At 60.5% G+C, this 16,279-nt stretch carries 10 protein-coding genes; 3 read left to right on the forward strand and 7 right to left on the reverse strand.

Annotated features, from left to right (window positions below; genetic code table 11):
- Window positions 1–226: 226 nt before the first annotated feature.
- The 4 genes from CRI94_RS15135 to CRI94_RS15150 all read right to left on the reverse strand — a co-directional run bounded on the left by CRI94_RS15135 (window position 227) and on the right by CRI94_RS15150 (window position 9,304).
- Window positions 227–1,867 (reverse strand): lytic transglycosylase domain-containing protein, encoded by a 1,641-nt coding sequence (locus tag CRI94_RS15135; RefSeq protein ID WP_098077728.1) that lies wholly within the window; start codon window positions 1,865–1,867, stop codon window positions 227–229.
- 463 nt (window positions 1,868–2,330) lie between these two features.
- Window positions 2,331–5,645: a sensor histidine kinase gene (locus CRI94_RS15140; protein WP_098077732.1), complete on the reverse strand. Its 3,315-nt coding sequence runs from the start codon at window positions 5,643–5,645 to the stop codon at window positions 2,331–2,333.
- 340 nt (window positions 5,646–5,985) lie between these two features.
- Window positions 5,986–7,617 (reverse strand): acyl-CoA carboxylase subunit beta, encoded by a 1,632-nt coding sequence (locus tag CRI94_RS15145; protein WP_098077736.1) that lies wholly within the window; start codon window positions 7,615–7,617, stop codon window positions 5,986–5,988.
- A gap of 271 nt (window positions 7,618–7,888) precedes the next feature.
- Window positions 7,889–9,304, reverse strand: coding sequence for a hypothetical protein (locus CRI94_RS15150; protein WP_098077739.1), 1,416 nt, complete (start codon window positions 9,302–9,304; stop codon window positions 7,889–7,891).
- A gap of 336 nt (window positions 9,305–9,640) precedes the next feature.
- Between CRI94_RS15150 and CRI94_RS15155 the strand changes: the two genes are divergently transcribed.
- Window positions 9,641–10,903 carry a hypothetical protein gene (locus tag CRI94_RS15155; protein ID WP_098077742.1) on the forward strand — a complete coding sequence of 421 codons (1,263 nt, stop codon included), beginning with the start codon at window positions 9,641–9,643 and terminating at the stop codon, window positions 10,901–10,903.
- A 59-nt stretch (window positions 10,904–10,962) separates the two neighbouring features.
- Window positions 10,963–11,595, forward strand: coding sequence for an ATP-binding cassette domain-containing protein (locus CRI94_RS15160; protein ID WP_098077745.1), 633 nt, complete (start codon window positions 10,963–10,965; stop codon window positions 11,593–11,595).
- A 139-nt stretch (window positions 11,596–11,734) separates the two neighbouring features.
- Here CRI94_RS15160 and CRI94_RS15165 read toward each other — a convergent pair whose 3' ends face one another.
- Together CRI94_RS15165 and CRI94_RS15170 are read right to left on the reverse strand one after the other, a co-directional pair.
- Window positions 11,735–12,889, reverse strand: coding sequence for an alkene reductase (locus tag CRI94_RS15165; RefSeq protein ID WP_098077748.1), 1,155 nt, complete (start codon window positions 12,887–12,889; stop codon window positions 11,735–11,737).
- Window positions 12,890–13,044: 155 nt separating this feature from the next.
- Complete coding sequence (locus CRI94_RS15170; protein ID WP_098077753.1) at window positions 13,045–13,629, reverse strand: TetR/AcrR family transcriptional regulator; 585 nt, start codon at window positions 13,627–13,629, stop codon at window positions 13,045–13,047.
- 240 nt (window positions 13,630–13,869) lie between these two features.
- On the opposite strand from CRI94_RS15170, the gene CRI94_RS15175 reads away from it, so the two are divergent.
- The gene (locus tag CRI94_RS15175; RefSeq protein ID WP_098077757.1) at window positions 13,870–14,583 is read left to right on the forward strand and encodes a type 1 glutamine amidotransferase domain-containing protein; all 714 of its coding nucleotides are present in this window, start codon (window positions 13,870–13,872) and stop codon (window positions 14,581–14,583) included.
- A gap of 99 nt (window positions 14,584–14,682) precedes the next feature.
- Here CRI94_RS15175 and CRI94_RS15180 read toward each other — a convergent pair whose 3' ends face one another.
- Complete coding sequence (locus tag CRI94_RS15180) at window positions 14,683–16,224, reverse strand: carboxypeptidase-like regulatory domain-containing protein (RefSeq protein WP_143815431.1); 1,542 nt, start codon at window positions 16,222–16,224, stop codon at window positions 14,683–14,685.
- Window positions 16,225–16,279: the final 55 nt, after the last annotated feature.

Genomic DNA, 16,279 nt, shown 5'->3' on the forward strand with positions numbered 1-16,279 from the left:
TCCGGGTCTTACGCAGTGGAGGAAGCTGTTGGCAAATGGCTCGCTCGATGCTATCTTGAAGGCGTCGGCTGTTGCTCATCGGTCCACACGGAGAAGTGAGTGGGTGTCCACCCTCAACCTTCGTGTGCGTCGCCGGTGATGCAACAGCCGTTTTGTATCAAATCTGAAACTGTCCGGTAGCTAGCTCTGAACCCTGAACTCTGAACCCTGAACTCTGAACTGTGAACTACCTCGTAGAGGCGAGTTGACCGCTTGCGGCTTTATGCTTCGAGTCCTTGGCGTCGGCTGTTGGAAGCGCCGGCACCGCGATGGGGCGGGTGGCGCGGCTGCCGTAGCGAACGCGAATCGGTCGGGCGTCGGCACTGGAGACGATCTCGCTGTTGCCGAGATACTTCGCCGCAGGCACCGTAAGCATACGTCCCACCTCAATCTCGGCGGGGTGCACGTTATTGGCCTGCAGCAACGACGGCCGACTCACATGATACCGTTTCGCAATGTGCCCCGCGGTTTCTCCCGTCTGAACCGCATGTTTCAGGTGGGAGGTGCGCTCTGCTTCCGAGAGAGCATCGAAGTTGCTCTTGAACGTCGGATAGCTCCCGTAGGGCAATCGAATGTAGTACGGCTCGTCTGAAGGCGGAACGCGGTCGGCCCGGAGCTCCGGGTTCAGGGCGCGAACGGTCTGCACATCGGCCTCCGCGAGCTGGGCAACCTGCTCAAGCTCCATCGTCGCATCCACCGGCACGTGGTCGAAGGCATAGCGAGGCCCCGGCGTAACACGCTTCAGGTCAAAGGCAGCCGGATTGGAGATGATGATCGATGTCGCGATGAAGAGCGGGACGTAATTCCGCGTCTCCTCCGGCAGGTCATCGTAAATGTCCCAGTACGTCGGTTCACGATGCATTCGGCGGCGCGCTTTCGCCAGCTCGCGCTTCACCCGGGCTGGACTCACGTTGTAGCCGGCAAGCGCCAGATGCCAGTCACCTCCAAACATGTCATGCAGATCTCGGAGGTGTCGAGCAGCAGCGCGCGTTGCCTTTTCCGGATCGCGACGTTCGTCGACCCACGGATCGATCGTGAGACCGTAACGCCGGCCCGTTTCCGCAACGAACTGCCAGAGTCCACCGGCGCTCGCATGACTATGCGCGTACGGGTTCAGACCACTCTCGACCAGCGCGAGATATTTCAGTTCATCCGGGACATTCTCCTCCGCAAAGATGTGTTCGATCATCGGAAAGTACGTCTCCGCCCGGCGAAGCCACGGATACAGATGCAAATTCCGATTCTTCAACAGGAAGGCCATTGCCTCCCTCACCCGTGGGTTCACGGTCATCGGAACGTCGGTATCCATCTCGCGAAGGTCCGACGGGAGGGCATTCTCCAGACGCGGGTCGTCGGACTGGTTGACTGCCGTAAAAACACCTTTGCGCAGGTCGTAAATGCTTCCGCGCGGCAGATCGAGCGTATCAGGGACACCGTACACCTCCCGATATTCTGACGTAATGGCCTGGAAGACGCTCTGGAACCGGGGCTGATGAGCGAGACCGGGACGGCGGATCAATGTGGCCAGGTCACGAATGGCCGTATCCAGCACCCGACGGCTTTTCACTGTGTCGCCACGAGCCTGCATTGACATCAGTCGAGCCTGGTGGCGGTACAGGCGTTCGATATGACGAAATGCCTCCTGCTTGGAGACCGAATCGGTAGCGACCGGATGATTGGCATACACGACCCGATTGGTCTGTGCATCCATCCACGTCCACGCTGTGTCCGGGTTGACGTGCGACGGAGCCACGGCGGATTGATTGATCCACGCGGAGACAGCGAGGCTAAGAAGTGCAATTGAAAGCAGTAACGTTCGCTTTGTCATCCATTTCCCTCTCAGAGAAGAGGGTATTATGAACAGACCTGCGCGCTGCACCTTGACGGCAAAACGCGAGCCGAAGAAACGGCTTCGTTTCGGTCATCATCTGCTCTTCTCACCTGTGGATCTCTCCAACAACGGCGTGAGACGACGAGAGCGACGGTGTCATTTCCTTTTTTAAAGCCGCTGCATGTATCGGAGACGTCACACGTTTCCTTTTCCCCACTACACGCAGTGGTGGTAAAATGACCTATGTTTTTTCGAGATTGGAGTGCGCCAACCAGCCCGTCCCCCATCAGTTTCAAGATACAACCGGCGGTTTCGTCATCGTTAATCATACGACGACGGCCCTTTCCGTTACGAATGCTCCAAGTTAACGGCGCAAGAGAACGGCCCTCATTCTCTTCTTACCGATTGCACGTCGGTTTTTTCTACAGGCCGTTTGTGGGCTGACCGCCCAACCTTACAATTATTCCCCTGCGACACGGGATCTCGTGGATGCACTTGAACTTGCTCGGCCCTGAGGGGCGGTAGGAGGCTCGTCGCGCTCCCTTTTTGGGTCTTGCCGAGGAAATGAAACGTGGAAGCTGCTGCCTTCTCCCTCCACCGAGTCAACAACGATCCGACCGTTCATCACGTCCACGAGTTGTCCGGCAACGGCGAGGCCGATTCCGCTACCTTCATATGCCCGCGCCATCCCCCGCGACTGCTGTTCGAATCCGACGAACAGATTGGGCATGAACGCTGGATCGATGCCAATCCCTGTATCTCGAACGGTGATCCCCACCTCGGCGTCATCCCGCCAGAGCTCTACCCCGACGTTGCCCTCCTCCGTAAACTTGATTGCATTATCGACGAGGTGGTGGACAATTCGTTCGACAAAGTGAGGGTCGACGTACGCATACAACTTGTCATCCGGGATCGAAACGTTGAATCCGAGGGTCTTCTGCTCTGCGTTCGGCGACAGTTCGGTCACCACCGTGTTGACGGGTGTGCGCAAATCGACCCATTTTTGCACGGGACGGATCGTTCCCGATCGTAAACCCGCGAGGTCGAGCACCGCGTTCAGGGTATGGAGAAGTCGGTAGCCGTTCTTCTCGATTAGTTTCAGGTACATCGCGACCCCGTGCGGGACATCGTCCTGCAAGACCTGAGCAAAGCCGATTATGTTCGTGAGGGGCGTTCGCAATTCGTGCGAGGTGTTGGCCAGGAAGTACTCTTTCATCCGATTCAGTTCGCGCAACCGCTCGTTCGCCCTCGTCAGGCTCTGCGTGACTTGCTGCTCAGCCTGCAACTGAGCCTCCGTCTTGCTCGTCCGCTCCTCGGCTCGGCGTCGGCGTCGCACGGCCACCCGATATCGCCAGATTGACACAGCGAGTCCCGCGATGATCAGCAGATACGCCACGTAGGCTGCGGTCGTACGATACCACGGCGGCGCGACGATAAACTCCAGCCGAGAGGATGTACTCGTGACGCCGTCCACGGTGCGGGCCTGGATTTCAAACTGGTATACCCGTTCGCGAAGCCGGGGATAGCCGATCTCCGCGCGTCGGGACCAGTCGGACCATTCGGCGTTTCGCCCGATGAGTCGGGTGCGATAGAGCGGAGGCGACTCGGCATCAAAGTTAGGCGCAGCGAACTGGATGACGGGACTGTTCATGGAATGCGAAAGCGATAGAGGGGCACTCCGATCAGCACGACTGCCTCGTACGACGGTTTTCTCCGATCCGGCAACGACTCGACGAACCAACACGGGAGGCGCCTCATCAGAAGAGGCTGGATCCTGTGGGTCGTAAAAGAGCAGGTCATCTCCGCGGCCAATCCAGAGTCCCCCGGACGATGCCTCGCGGAGACGCACCGTTTCGTTTCCCGGAAAGCTTAGACCTGAAACCGGGGTCCATTCGAAAGCATCAAGCCGAATTGAGTCGCCCTCGGGTATAGTGCCGGCATACAACCGCTCTCCTGCGACGAGCCATGCTCTCTTTTGGTCAGAAACATACCGAAATGTCCGAACCGGTTTGCTGTCTCCTGGCACGAGCGAGTGCTCTTGCACGAACCTACCCGATTCCTCATTCCACCGATAAATCCCCGACCGGGACACCAGCAGTAAATTGTTTTCAACGACGGTGAACGCAAAGCCCTCGACCGCCGTCGTCGGATCCAGGGACATATGGCGGACCGCACTGATCTCAGGCCCTTCATCAATCCGAAATCGAAGAATCGTGCCTGGATCGACGGCCGCCCATATTTCTCCGTCATACTCCGCCAGGCTGTGAATCGAGGCGTCGGCGTTCTCTGCGTACGAAGTGGACCACGTCTGGCCCTTGTTTTCGGCAATAACCAATCCTCCTCGCATGGTCGCCAGGAGGAGCTGGTCCGGATGGCTTGAGGGTAAGAGCGCGGTCTGCATATTCCGTCGAAGAATGTCGATCTGCTCATCGTCGGAGCCGAGCATCCACGCCCGTGATAGATCGTCGACCAGGAGTCCCCATTTTGTCGTCGTCAGCCCGTTTACGACGGACGAACCGGCCACGCGCTCAAACGGAGTCGACTCGAGCGGGAGAGCGTTCTCGACTTGTTTTCGCATGCGAAACAGGCCCGATCCCGTACCCACGTACAGCTCGCCGCGATGGGATGCGATGGCCTCAATCTGACCGCGGAGCCCCGATCGTTCGCCATAATATTTGACGCGGGATAGCCCCCCGAGCCGCATCACTCCCTCGTTGTTGAAACCGATCCAGATTTCACCTTGCATCCCCGGATGAATCGCGTTCACCACGCCGTCAGGAAGCTCGTGCCCGGGCCGGAGGTGGTACACGATCGCCCCCTCCGAATCCATGATAATGACGCCGCGACCGAGGGTGGCGAGCGCGTAGAGGGGCTCTCCCCGCCCCATGCGGATGGTGGATCCGGCGTAGACACGCGTCGTGCGCAGGATCGAGTCGGCCTCGATCGATACAGGCTGTGCCCCGTCCTCACTGACCAGATATGCGCCCTGTGACCCCGTCACCGCCATCATCCCACCACTCGGATGAAGCGCAAGGAAATGGATGGACCGGTTTTGGAACGCATTCCCGCCAGAAACGGGGCGGAGGATACCACCAACAAGCTCAAGGAGCCCTCGATCGAAGTCACGAACGAAGAGCCTACCGTCTACCAGATGGGCCGTGTGAAAGGTGCCGTCGCTTCGCCAGACGTCCAGCGCGTCGCCATCCCATCGATAAATGGCCCGCTGCGTCTGAAAGTACGTGTACGTGTCAGTCGCGCCTGCAAACCACACGGTGCCGGTCCCATCCGAGTCAGGCGAACGATCGGATGCACGGAGATTCGGAAGTAGCGAGCGAAAGCGCAGGACGCCGCGATCATCCGGCTCCAGCACGCCGATGTCATCATTCGAGCCGACGTACATCCGGCCGTCGTGTCCCTGCGTCACCACCCTAGCAGTGCCGACGGCCGCTCCCTCCTCCGTTGAGTCGATCGGGATGGTCAACCAGTGCTCGCCGTCAAATGCCTGGACCCCGCGATGGCTCCCCGCGACGTACACCACCCGGCTGGAATCCTGCGCGATGTCCCACACCTGCCGCTCGGCGGGCGTATCGTCCGGATCGTAGTGGACGACCGGATGGGGAAGTCCCTGCGGAAAGACGCGTTCCGATGCCGACTGGCCGAATGCAGTGCCAAACCCCGTTGTGATGAGCATCACGAAGAGGATTCCCGCCAGTGCAAACCGATGTCCCCCGCCGGCGCTTCGCCCAAACACGACCGGAGCAGCACATACGGACATGTGCCCGCCCGACACGAAGGACGAATGGAAGGGAGTGTTGATAGAGCGAGGCACGGCGACCGAACAGGGGTAACACGAGGAAGAGGGCGTGTGCAATCGTTTTCAAATGACGCCGTCACGCACAGCGATGCAGCATCTCATCTTACGGCGTTTCACCTGAAGACAACCTGCACTACTTTGAATAAGATACTGAATGAAAATGTGTTTGTATAGCGAAGAGAGGATCGTTGCGGTTCCATCAAAAACTCGGATGGGCAGGCCCCGCTTCCGCAAGACCCGCCCATGATCCAGAGCCGAATGAAAATCTCCCTTCCGCTACACAACGGAAAAAGAATGTACGTTAAAGGGGAAGGTTGCCGTGCTTCTTGCGCGGGTTGTTGACGACCTTGTTCTCCAGCATGTCGAATCCGCGGATCAGGCGTTCGCGCGTTTCGCTCGGTTTGATGATGTCGTCGATGTATCCATGCTCGGCTGCAACGTACGGGTTTGCAAACTTCTCCCGATACTGCTCGATGAAGGCATCTTTTTTCGCCTGCGGGTCCTCAGCATTCGCGATTTCTCGCCGGTAGATAATCTCGACGGCCCCCTCCGGTCCCATCACGGCGATCTCGGCGGTCGGCCAAGCGAGGTTAATGTCTCCGCCGATATGCTTGGAGTTCATGACGTCGTAGGCGCCACCATATGCCTTTCGGGTAATGACGGTGATGCGCGGCACGGTCGCCTCGCAGAACGCATACAGGAGTTTCGCCCCGTGCTTGATGATGCCGTTCCACTCCTGATCCGTGCCCGGAAGGAATCCCGGGACGTCCTCGAACACGAGCAACGGAATGTTAAACGCGTCGCAGAATCGAACGAATCGTGCGCCCTTGATGGACGCATCGATGTCCAAGACGCCAGCGAGAACGGCCGGCTGATTGGCCACGATACCGATCGGACGTCCGCCGAGACGGGAGAAGCCGGTGATCAGGTTCTCACCGAAGTCAGGCATGATTTCGAAGAAGTCGGCGTCGTCGACGATGTGGCGAGCCACCTCGCGCATGTCGTACGGCTTGTTCGGCGACGCCGGGACCAGCGTATCGAGCGCGGATGCATCGAGCGAGTTGTTGGCCTGCTTGCGTGGCTGCTTCGGCGGATCCTCCTCGCAGTTGAGCGGCAGGTAGCCCATCAGCTTGCGGATCCGGAGCAGGCAATCGACGTCGTTGCTACACGTCACGTGCGATACGCCGCTCTTGCTCGCGTGCGTTCGGGCGCCGCCAAGTTCATCGCTGGTGACCTCCTCCTGGGTGACCGTTTTCACGACGTGCGGGCCGGTCACGAACATGTAGCTGGAGCCCTCCACCATGAAGGTGAAGTCCGTGATCGCGGGGCTGTATACCGCACCACCCGCGCACGGGCCCATGATGGCCGAAATCTGCGGGATGACCCCCGAGGCGTCAACATTCAGCTTGAAGATGTCGGCATAGCCGCCGAGCGACTTGACGCCTTCCTGGATGCGCGCACCGCCAGAGTCGTTGAGCCCGATTACAGGAGCGCCATTCTCCATGGCCGTTTCCATCAGCCGAACAATCTTGTCGGCGTGGGCGCGACCGAGCGAGCCCCCGAACACCGTGAAGTCCTGGCTGAAGACGTAAACGAGGCGCCCGTCGATGGTCCCGTGGCCTGTCACGACGCCATCGCCATACGGGCGGTTGTCCTCCAGTCCGTAGTCCGACTCCTGGTGCCGAACGAAGGTACCCATCTCGACGAACGAATCGTCGTCGAGCAGGATGTCGATGCGCTCACGGGCGGTCAGCTTGTCTTTATCGTGCTGACGCTGAATGCGCGCCTCGCCTCCGCCCAGCTTTGCTTCGTCCCGCCGCCGGTCAAGGTCATCGTGAAGTTCCTCATGCGTGGCATCAGGCGGAACGCCGTTCCCAGACGGGGCGGTATCGGACGGGCTATCGGTCGTCGTACGCGGCTCGGAATCGCTCATGGCAGGGTGTCTGGAGTGGAAATTCAAAACGGCGAGCCGCGGGCTGCTCTTCCACGGCCTACGCGGTCACAGAATCGGCGTCGTCTAGAGCATCGCAGGCTCCGCAGCGGATCGACCGTACCGACGACGATTCATAAACGGAAAGTAGGTTTCAGCGCCAACGGCGTCAATGAAGAAGGAGTGAGGGGATGCGTCGATCATTTCAGAAATCGCAGCCCCGACGCCGGACACCGCTCACGTACGGCAGCAGAAGCTGGTGAAAAGGCATCTTCTATCCGCGCCGGAAGCGCGCCTCGACGGCGTTGGTGAAATGTACGGCAGCGTCGCTATAGATATTGATTTTATGCGCGCGGAAGACATCACGGGCAATGATCTGCGACGCCTCGTTCCAGGATTCTGCGTGCTGCAAACGCAGCAAAACCTGCTCGTAGTCGTCGAGGTCACCGTTAAATAGCTGCCGGACGAAGACGCCACGCTGGGGCGGGTTGCTTTTCCCGAATACCTCCCGCTCGAGTGCCTCGATGTCTGCTTTCTCGTCCGCACTCATCTGCACCGGCGATCCCCCATTTTGAGCACCGGTCGTCGAGGCATCGGACGCCTGATGGCGGGTGGACGGCTCCGAAGAGACCGTCGGCTCTGCGTCATCGAACGGAGAAGAGAGCGACGGCTGCTCTTCGGATGCCTGCGATCGGCGCCCGGCTCCCTGCTGCCCCCGACGATACTGAGCCCAGAGGGGCTGGCCGCTCTCGCTTGAGTGTCCATTTCCCCGTGATGATGCGGATGGCCCCTGCTGAAATCGTTTCCAGAGGGGCGTGGACCCATCATCGGGTTCGCTGGCCGCCGATGTCCCGAGTCCCCAATCGTCGTCATCCCACGGTGCGGATTCGTCCTTCGGACGCAGCGGCTCCGCCTCCGGGGCGCGCTCGTCGATGGAGCGCTGCTCGTTCAGAATTCGACGCAACCCGGAGGCTCCGATACGCGACTGCCCATCTGCCTCCAGCTGATGCAGCCGATGAACCGCCTTTTCGTGCCCTTTCTCTTCAAAGAACGACTGCAACGGGCGAATCGGTATTTCGGCCCGGCCCGTGGCTGTTTCTGTCAGGTGGAGAAGCGGCTGCAGCAGATCCATCCACTGCTCCCGCGAGTAGTCGCTCGTAAGCCGCTCATCGATCTTGAGAAGAAACCGGAGAAAGGTCGATCGATCGAACTCGCTCACTCCTTTTCGCTTGGCGTACGCTTCGACGGCATTCTGCAAATACGAGTAGGGCTGAAAAAACCTCATCCGCCACCGAATGCGGTCCAGGGGAAGAGCCTCTCCGCGCTTACCGAACACAAAGTCAGTGAGGACGGGAGCCGGCTGCAGAAGATAAGCGGTCACGTAGCGACAGGCCTGTTGCAGCGCGCCCGTCCATTCATCGCTCGGGATGCGAGCGTGCCTGGAAAGCACGTCCTGCACGTCACTCAGCGCCTCATGCACCTGTGGGGCGTCGTAGTCGATCCACTGACTCCCCGCACGGCGCAGGCGCTGGCTCTCGTGCCGGATCTGGTGATCCAGCAGCTGGGACAGGAAATGCTGAATGGCTCCGGGCATGGGGCCGTCTTGCAGGTCAGCCCGAGCATACGACTGCCCGGATGGGTACGACGACAGAAGACGTTCGTACAGCGGGTCGGCGATGGAACTAGACATCGGGCGTCGGACGAGAGCAGATTGAGGAAGAGAGCCGGCAAAAACCGGGGGGTGACACCAGAATCCATAACGTACGCATCCGGCAAACGTTTTTCAGAACGGAATGCGATTCGATGAACGACATCTCCTGGTGTCGATCGTATCCGGGTGTTCCTGCGGCGTGTTTCGATAAATGCGTTCTGTCTTCACGCTTACAGCAAGGTGAATGGTTGGATGTGCCACGAGCACCGTATATCTTTGCTGTTCACGTTGGACCCAGCACCAGATCATGCAGATGTAGTGCCAGAAACCGTCCAACGGTCCGATCTCGAGCGCCCTTTGAGAGTCTCTTCGCCCGTGGACGCTGCCCCTCACCTTCCGCCTCCGACCCGTCAGGCATCGTCGGCCACAAGCCGCATCGCCTATGCGCTGCTGCTCGGCATCATGATCTACGTCGCCGCGCTGCTCGCGGGGGACGTGGCGATCGACGGTCGACGTGTCGGGCTCCGCATGTGGGCTCTTTTCTCCGCGGGCGTCTTCGCCGTGGCCGCACCGAACGTGTTGGCTCCAGATCCGAACGCGCCGGTAATGCAGCTCCTGAACCGGACGCCGCTACAACTCCTGAGCCAGCAGTTGAAACGGTGGGGCGCGGTGCTCACTCTCTTCGTGTTGCCGGTGTGGGTGCTTGCGTTCTTCGACACCGCGACGCCCATGGCCCACCTCGGCGCAAAGCTCAGTCTCGCGTTTCAGGCGACCGGCGTTGTCCTCGCCACCGGCCTGTACTCCTTCGACGTATACGCCACCATCGGTGCGGTCTCGCAGGAGTGGCATGAAGGCAAACGGGGCGACTGGTACCAGTCCGTGAAGCAGTCGGGCTACGGCTTCGACGTTCCAATGGGCCTCGTCCCGGCACTTTTTGCCACGGTCCGTTGCTTCGGCGCCGGTATTATCGTGGTGCTCGTGGGGGCGACACTCTTTGGCGCAGCCCCTGCCCTCGCGTGGTTGCCCGGCGTACTTTTCCTGATCTGGAGTACGGTGCGGATCCTGCGTCACCGTTTGGCCTTCGACCGACATTACTATCACACGAACGCCTTCTACGATGAGGTGCTCGGCGGCGGATCCGTCGGGCCGTCGACGCGCGAACCGGTCGAGATTAGCAGTCTATACTGGATTCCTCACCGCTTCCGCCCCGCAGCGTGGATGAGCCTCCGGCAACTCGACCGGCGCCTTCCGCTCGGCCGATTGGTCGCCCTCGGCCACGTGGTCTTCTGGATCCTGCTCGCTCAGGAAGCCGCCACCGCCGCGATCACCTCGACGTTGCTGCTAATTGTCGGCCTTCAGAATGGCGTAATCGGACTGCTTGCCGGTGAACGCATGTCGGCTCCCACGCTACAGCTCACGCTTCACTCGCCGATGCACTGGTGGGGCGCGCGCACGCTTGCTAACCTCCGATGGATGGCTCCGCTCCTCGCAAGCCTGGCCGTCGTCGCCACGGTGAGCAACGCGATGCCGTGGTCGAGCCTGGGCGTCTGGGCGGTCATCAACCTCATCGCAGCCGTTGTCGCCGCCGGACTCACGACGCTGGCCGTCGAAGGCCGCACCCGGCGCCAGTTCCGGTAGCGGCCGCACACGCGCTCTCGAACGACTCTCTGGATTTTCCTTCGCCCCTTTTCTGCTCTATGCTCGTCCTCGACTCCGTCACGAAGCAGTACGGCCAGCACGAGCCCGTCATCGAATCGATGTCGCACACGTTCGAACCCGGCACGCTGACGATGCTCGTCGGGCCGAACGGAGCCGGCAAGACGACGCTGCTACGGATGCTTTCGGTGCTCGCCTACCCGACGGCCGGTGAGGTCCGGTACGACGACCTGAACGTCCACGACTCCCCCTACCGTTACCTGCAGCACGTCGGCGTCGTCCATGCCGAGGCCGGCCTTCCGGAGCACCTGACGGCCGTGGAGCTGCTGGAATGGGTCGCCCGCAGCCGCAATACGTGGAGCGCGAACGGTACCGACCAGGTCAGCGGCCTTCTCGATCGGCTTCGTCTCGACGAGCGGCGTGCCAACCTCCTCGGCACGTACTCGAGCGGAATGCTCAAGAAGGTCCAGATCGGTGCCGCATTCATCGCTCGCCCGAAGGTTCTTTTGATGGACGAACCGCTGCGCTCGCTCGACCGCGCCACCACCGACGCGACGATCGACATGGTTGAAGAGTTCGTCTCCGACGGCGGCATCGGAATCGTGGCCTCGCATCTCGACAGTGAGCTGCGCGACCTCGCGACAGAGATCGTGACGATGGGTGAGCCCGAGTAACCACTTAACGCCGCTCACCACGGTTCAAGATATCAAAACGCCCGCCACCGGCTCTTGACCGGGGCGGGCGTTTTTGTGCGACTACGCGGTGCAGGGCTAAGTCCAGCGTACCCTCACGTGGAACGTACTCAGTCGGAAATCATCCACGAGCTTCCAGGTCGGCGAGTCGATCGAGCGTATCCTGATCCGCCTGTCCGTTCTGGATTTCATTCCACGTCGGATAATCGGTGTATCCTTTCTCGCCTCCATTGTAGAAGGTGTCTGGATCTGGTTCGTTGAGCGAAAGCCCCTCGCGCAGTCGGCGCGGGAGATCCGGATTGGCGAGGAACGCACGGCCGAATGCGATGGCCTGAGCGTAGCCGGATTCAATAGCCTCCTCTGCGCCCTCGACATCGTAGTTTCCGTTTCCAACGAGGACGCCTTCATACGTCTCGCGGATGGCAGTGAAGACAGCCTTGACCTCGTCCTCACCGTTGATGGGAGGCTTCGGCTCGGACGGCTCCACGAGGTGGAGATACGCGAGGCCCGCGTCCTGTGCCGCCTGTGCGGCCGCGGTGAAGGTTTCTACCGGCGTGTCGTCCGACATCGAGTTGAAGCTGGCAAGCGGCGAGAGCCGGAGTCCTACTCGACCTTCGCCCCATTCGCCGACGACCGCCTCAATGACCTCTTTCAGGAAACGAACCCGGTTTTCGACCGATCCGCCGTACCGGTCCGTTCGCTGATTCGAGCCGGAGCGCAAGAACTGATCGATCAAGTATCCATTCGCCCCGTGAATTTCGACGCCGTCGAATCCAGCCTCGCGAGCCCGTGCGGCTCCCCGGCGATACTGTTCGACCACCTGCTCAACCTCGTCGGTCTCAAGCGCGTGCGGCGTCTCGAACGGCTTCATCTCCATGTTGGCCGTGAGCGTCTCGCCCTCGGCCGCGATGGCCGACGGTGCAACCGGCTTCTCTCCACCGTGGAAGGACGAATGCGAGATCCGCCCGACGTGCCACAACTGGAGCACGATGCGCCCGTCTTCTTTGTGCACAGCATCCGTGACAAGCTTCCAGCCCTCCACCTGCTCGTCGCTGTGAATGCCTGGCGTGCGCGGGTATCCCTGCCCCCGGGGCGTGACCTGCGTCGCCTCCGTGATGATAACGCCGGCAGAGGCACGCTGCCGGTAGTACTCGGCGTTCATTTCTCCCGGCACGTTGCCTTCCCCCGCACGATTCCGGGTCAGAGGCGCCATCAACACACGATGCGGAAGGGAAAGGTCACCAGCTTGGAGCGAACGAAAGAGAGGGGATGACATAATTTGTGCTATTCAGTCTTAAGATTCGAAACGAAAACACGCCATCGACGAGACCATCCGATAACGCGGTGCCTGCTACCTCAAACAGGAACGGTCGTTCCAAAACCAGACGTAACGGTTCGGTCTCCCGTCGTTTTCGTTCCATGTGCCAATCCTCACGACGGAGTCAGCACCGACAGCGTGGCATCGATCACGTCGTCGAGGACGGCGCGGTCGGGGCGAAGCTGCGATGTAACGTGAATCCCACGATATGCGTTGGCGAGGAACCGCCCCGCCGCGACCGGGTCGAGGGAGGCGTCAACTTCGTCGGCTGTTTGTCCCCTCCGCACCGCCATGGCGAAGGCATTCTCCATCCCCTGCAGACTCGCCGCGGTGCGCCGCCCGATGTCTTCGTCGCACCGGGCGCGCTCGACCGTCGCATTGACGACGAAGCAGCCTCGCCCATCATCCCCTGCACAGGCAGACCGTGCGTCTTCAAACACGCTTCGAATGCACGACAGAGGCGACGAGCCGTCCTCAAGCCGTTCCACGAGCTGCTTGGTCTCCCGGTCCCGATACCGATCTAGGGCTGCCAGGTACAGCTCGTGCTTGTTACCAAACGTTTCGTACAGACTGGACCGACTGAGTCCTGTCGCTTCTACGAGATCCTGAACGCTGGTCCGCTCATACCCTTCTTCCCAGAACTGGCACATCGCACGATCAAGCACAGCGTCAGGGTCGAACTCTTTGGTGCGCGGCATAGGTGGAAGCAATCACTGGTTGCATGAGCACAAGCGGTCGAACGGGACGCAGATGTCAGTCTCGAATGGCATTCGCAAAGACGTCCGAATCGTATGAACATTCGAGACATCTCGCCCCTGTTCGTGGTGTAGGTACCGCAACGACGAAACGGTCGTTCCATACCAGTCATTCCAGAATCACACACGGAAGCAGGCCGGCCCGGTCGGTCGAACGGTTTTTCTTTTAAACGACTCCATCTTATGAGCACATCTTCGTCAACTCCATCGATCCTGATGGTTCTTACGTCGCACGATTCGCTCGGCGACACCGGTAACAAGACCGGATTCTGGCTTGAAGAACTCGCCGCACCGTACTACGCATTCGTCGATGCAGGCGCGAACGTGACGCTGGCCTCCCCGGCGGGCGGACGTCCTCCGCTCGATCCGACGTCCGACGAGGAAGATGCCCAGACGGAAGCGACGGAACGGTTCAAGGCCGACACGGAGGCGCAGAACCGACTCGATAAAACAAAGCGACTCGACCGCATCGATCCGTCCGATTACGACGCTGTGTTCTTTCCTGGCGGGCATGGCCCGATGTGGGATCTGGCGACGAGCGACACGGCCGCAACCCTCCTCTCCAGCTTCTTCGACAACGACAAACCGATCGGCGCTGTCTGCCACGGCCCGGCGGTCTTCACCAGCCTGTCGGAGCAGGATGCGCGGAAATACCTCGGCGACAAGACGCTGACAGCCTTTACCAATACTGAGGAAGCGGCAGTCGGTCTCGCCGACGTCGTTCCGTTCTCCCTTGCCGACGAGCTTCGAGAGGTCAGCGCGGGCTTCGAACACGGCAAGAACTGGGAGTCGTTCGTCATCATGGACGGCAACCTCGTGACCGGACAAAACCCCGCATCGTCGGCGCCCGCAGCCCACGCACTCCTCGAGGTACTCGGTGTGAAAGCGAAACAGTAGCGGAGCGGGAAGAGAACAGACCAAAATGCACGTCACCCCGACCGGCCACGATGGGCCCGTCGGGGTGACGTATGGTAGACGACCCTGTGTATACTTCGCCTACTGCACGACCTCGGCGGTCACGTGCACGACGCCGCCCGCGCGTTTTTCCGTATTAACAGGCTCGCCGTTCACAGTCGCGAATGTGGTGCCCGACGGGAAGAGTTTCACCTCTACGTTCCCGTTCGGACTCGACACGAGAATGGTAATCGATTCAACATTCTGCGTCGCCGAATCCGGATCACGTGTCACCACGAAGGGAAATTCCGTGATGCCCGACCCTGTGATGACAGATACTTCCGAAGACTGCAGTAGGCCATCTCCATTTGAATCGGTCACGGTAACGCCCGTGTCGTCGATCGTCGTGTTCGTGAATCCGGCAACCTCCGCCCCTTCGCCTTGGACAGAAACCGACACCGATGATCCACCGACAAGAGGATTGCCAAGCGGATCCAAGACGGTGAGACTGTAACTTCCGAAGTTCGCCGTACCCGGATTTACGGACACCTGAGTGGGTCCGGAGAACACGACCGGCGTCTGCCCGGACACTCTGTTTCCGTCACGATCGGCCGTCTCGGCCGTCACGATGACGATGCCATCGTCCAGCGGCAGCGGATTCGCCGATCGTAGGATCACGTCCCCGAGCCCCTGGTCGTCGGTTTCGGTGGAGCCGTCAATCAGCCCGTGATCCGTGGTGAAGTACACCGCCGTACCCGGGACGACGGGATTCCCGTACTGGTCGCCAGCGATCACTTCGATGTCTGTCGTCTCATTCGAACGAACGAGGCCTGGAATATTGCGCAGGACGGGTCCGACGGTGAAGTGGTCATTGTCCGGGAGCCCGCCGTGGATGGTGATACGGACGGGATCCGAGCGGACGATCGAACCGCCCACGTCGGCCTCGGCGATGAGCTGGACAACACCGCTTCGGGTTCCACTCGATACCACAGCGGTCACCTCGCCGCGCGCATTTGTTTGCGTCTCCGTCGGATTCACCTCGAGGCCTGCGCCCGGATTCTGGCCGAAGCGAAAACGGACCGTGGCTGTGTTATTTGCATCGACCGAGCGCCCGAGCGAATCAACGCCTACGAACGTGAGAGAAACCGTCTCCGGCCCTCCACTTTCCTGAACGCGAATGACCGGGTCCGGCGACCCGGAGAGGACGAGACGAGAGAGCGGACCGGACGGCTCCGAGGCGACCGGCCCTTCGCCATCATCCAGAGAAACCGTAAAGTTGACGTTCGACTTGGTCGGCTCGTCCGAGGTCACCGTCACAACCGACTCACCAGCTGGTTCGCCGTCCACGAGCACGGTGACGGTTACGTCAACCGAAGCAGCTTCGTCAACTTCAAACTCGAACGTGTACCGACCGTCGTCACCGGTAAACTTGCGGAGTTGGCTGTCGTCGAACTGCGCCGTCACTGCGACACCGGACAGGGGAACGCCCTCGTCGTTGACGACCTGTCCGCTAATGGTGGCGGTGGCTGGATCATCGTCGAAGAGGCTGCAGCCGGAGAGGGTGCCAATTCCGATCAGACAGGTAAGAAGAAGGACGAGCAGGTGGGCACGCCCCGAGCGATACATCATAACGGAAGAAATCACGGAGGTACGGAGAGGTCTACCAGAAGGGGGAGGAATTCGCTCCGTAAACAGCACA

Origin of the sequence: Longibacter salinarum (assembly GCF_002554795.1) — a bacterium.
Taxonomy (GTDB): Bacteria; Bacteroidota; Rhodothermia; order Rhodothermales; family Salinibacteraceae; genus Longibacter; species Longibacter salinarum.

What these genes read in the sequence shown, in the direction of transcription:
- CRI94_RS15135 (WP_098077728.1), bottom strand. Translation starts at nt 1,867, where the DNA reads ATGACAAAGCGAACGTTACTGCTTTCAATTGCACTTCTTAGCCTCGCT.
- CRI94_RS15140 (WP_098077732.1), bottom strand. Translation starts at nt 5,645, where the DNA reads ATGTCCGTATGTGCTGCTCCGGTCGTGTTTGGGCGAAGCGCCGGCGGG.
- CRI94_RS15145 (WP_098077736.1), bottom strand. Translation starts at nt 7,617, where the DNA reads ATGAGCGATTCCGAGCCGCGTACGACGACCGATAGCCCGTCCGATACC.
- CRI94_RS15150 (WP_098077739.1), bottom strand. Translation starts at nt 9,304, where the DNA reads ATGTCTAGTTCCATCGCCGACCCGCTGTACGAACGTCTTCTGTCGTCG.
- CRI94_RS15160 (WP_098077745.1), top strand. Translation starts at nt 10,963, where the DNA reads ATGCTCGTCCTCGACTCCGTCACGAAGCAGTACGGCCAGCACGAGCCC.
- CRI94_RS15165 (WP_098077748.1), bottom strand. Translation starts at nt 12,889, where the DNA reads ATGTCATCCCCTCTCTTTCGTTCGCTCCAAGCTGGTGACCTTTCCCTT.
- CRI94_RS15170 (WP_098077753.1), bottom strand. Translation starts at nt 13,629, where the DNA reads ATGCCGCGCACCAAAGAGTTCGACCCTGACGCTGTGCTTGATCGTGCG.
- CRI94_RS15175 (WP_098077757.1), top strand. Translation starts at nt 13,870, where the DNA reads ATGAGCACATCTTCGTCAACTCCATCGATCCTGATGGTTCTTACGTCG.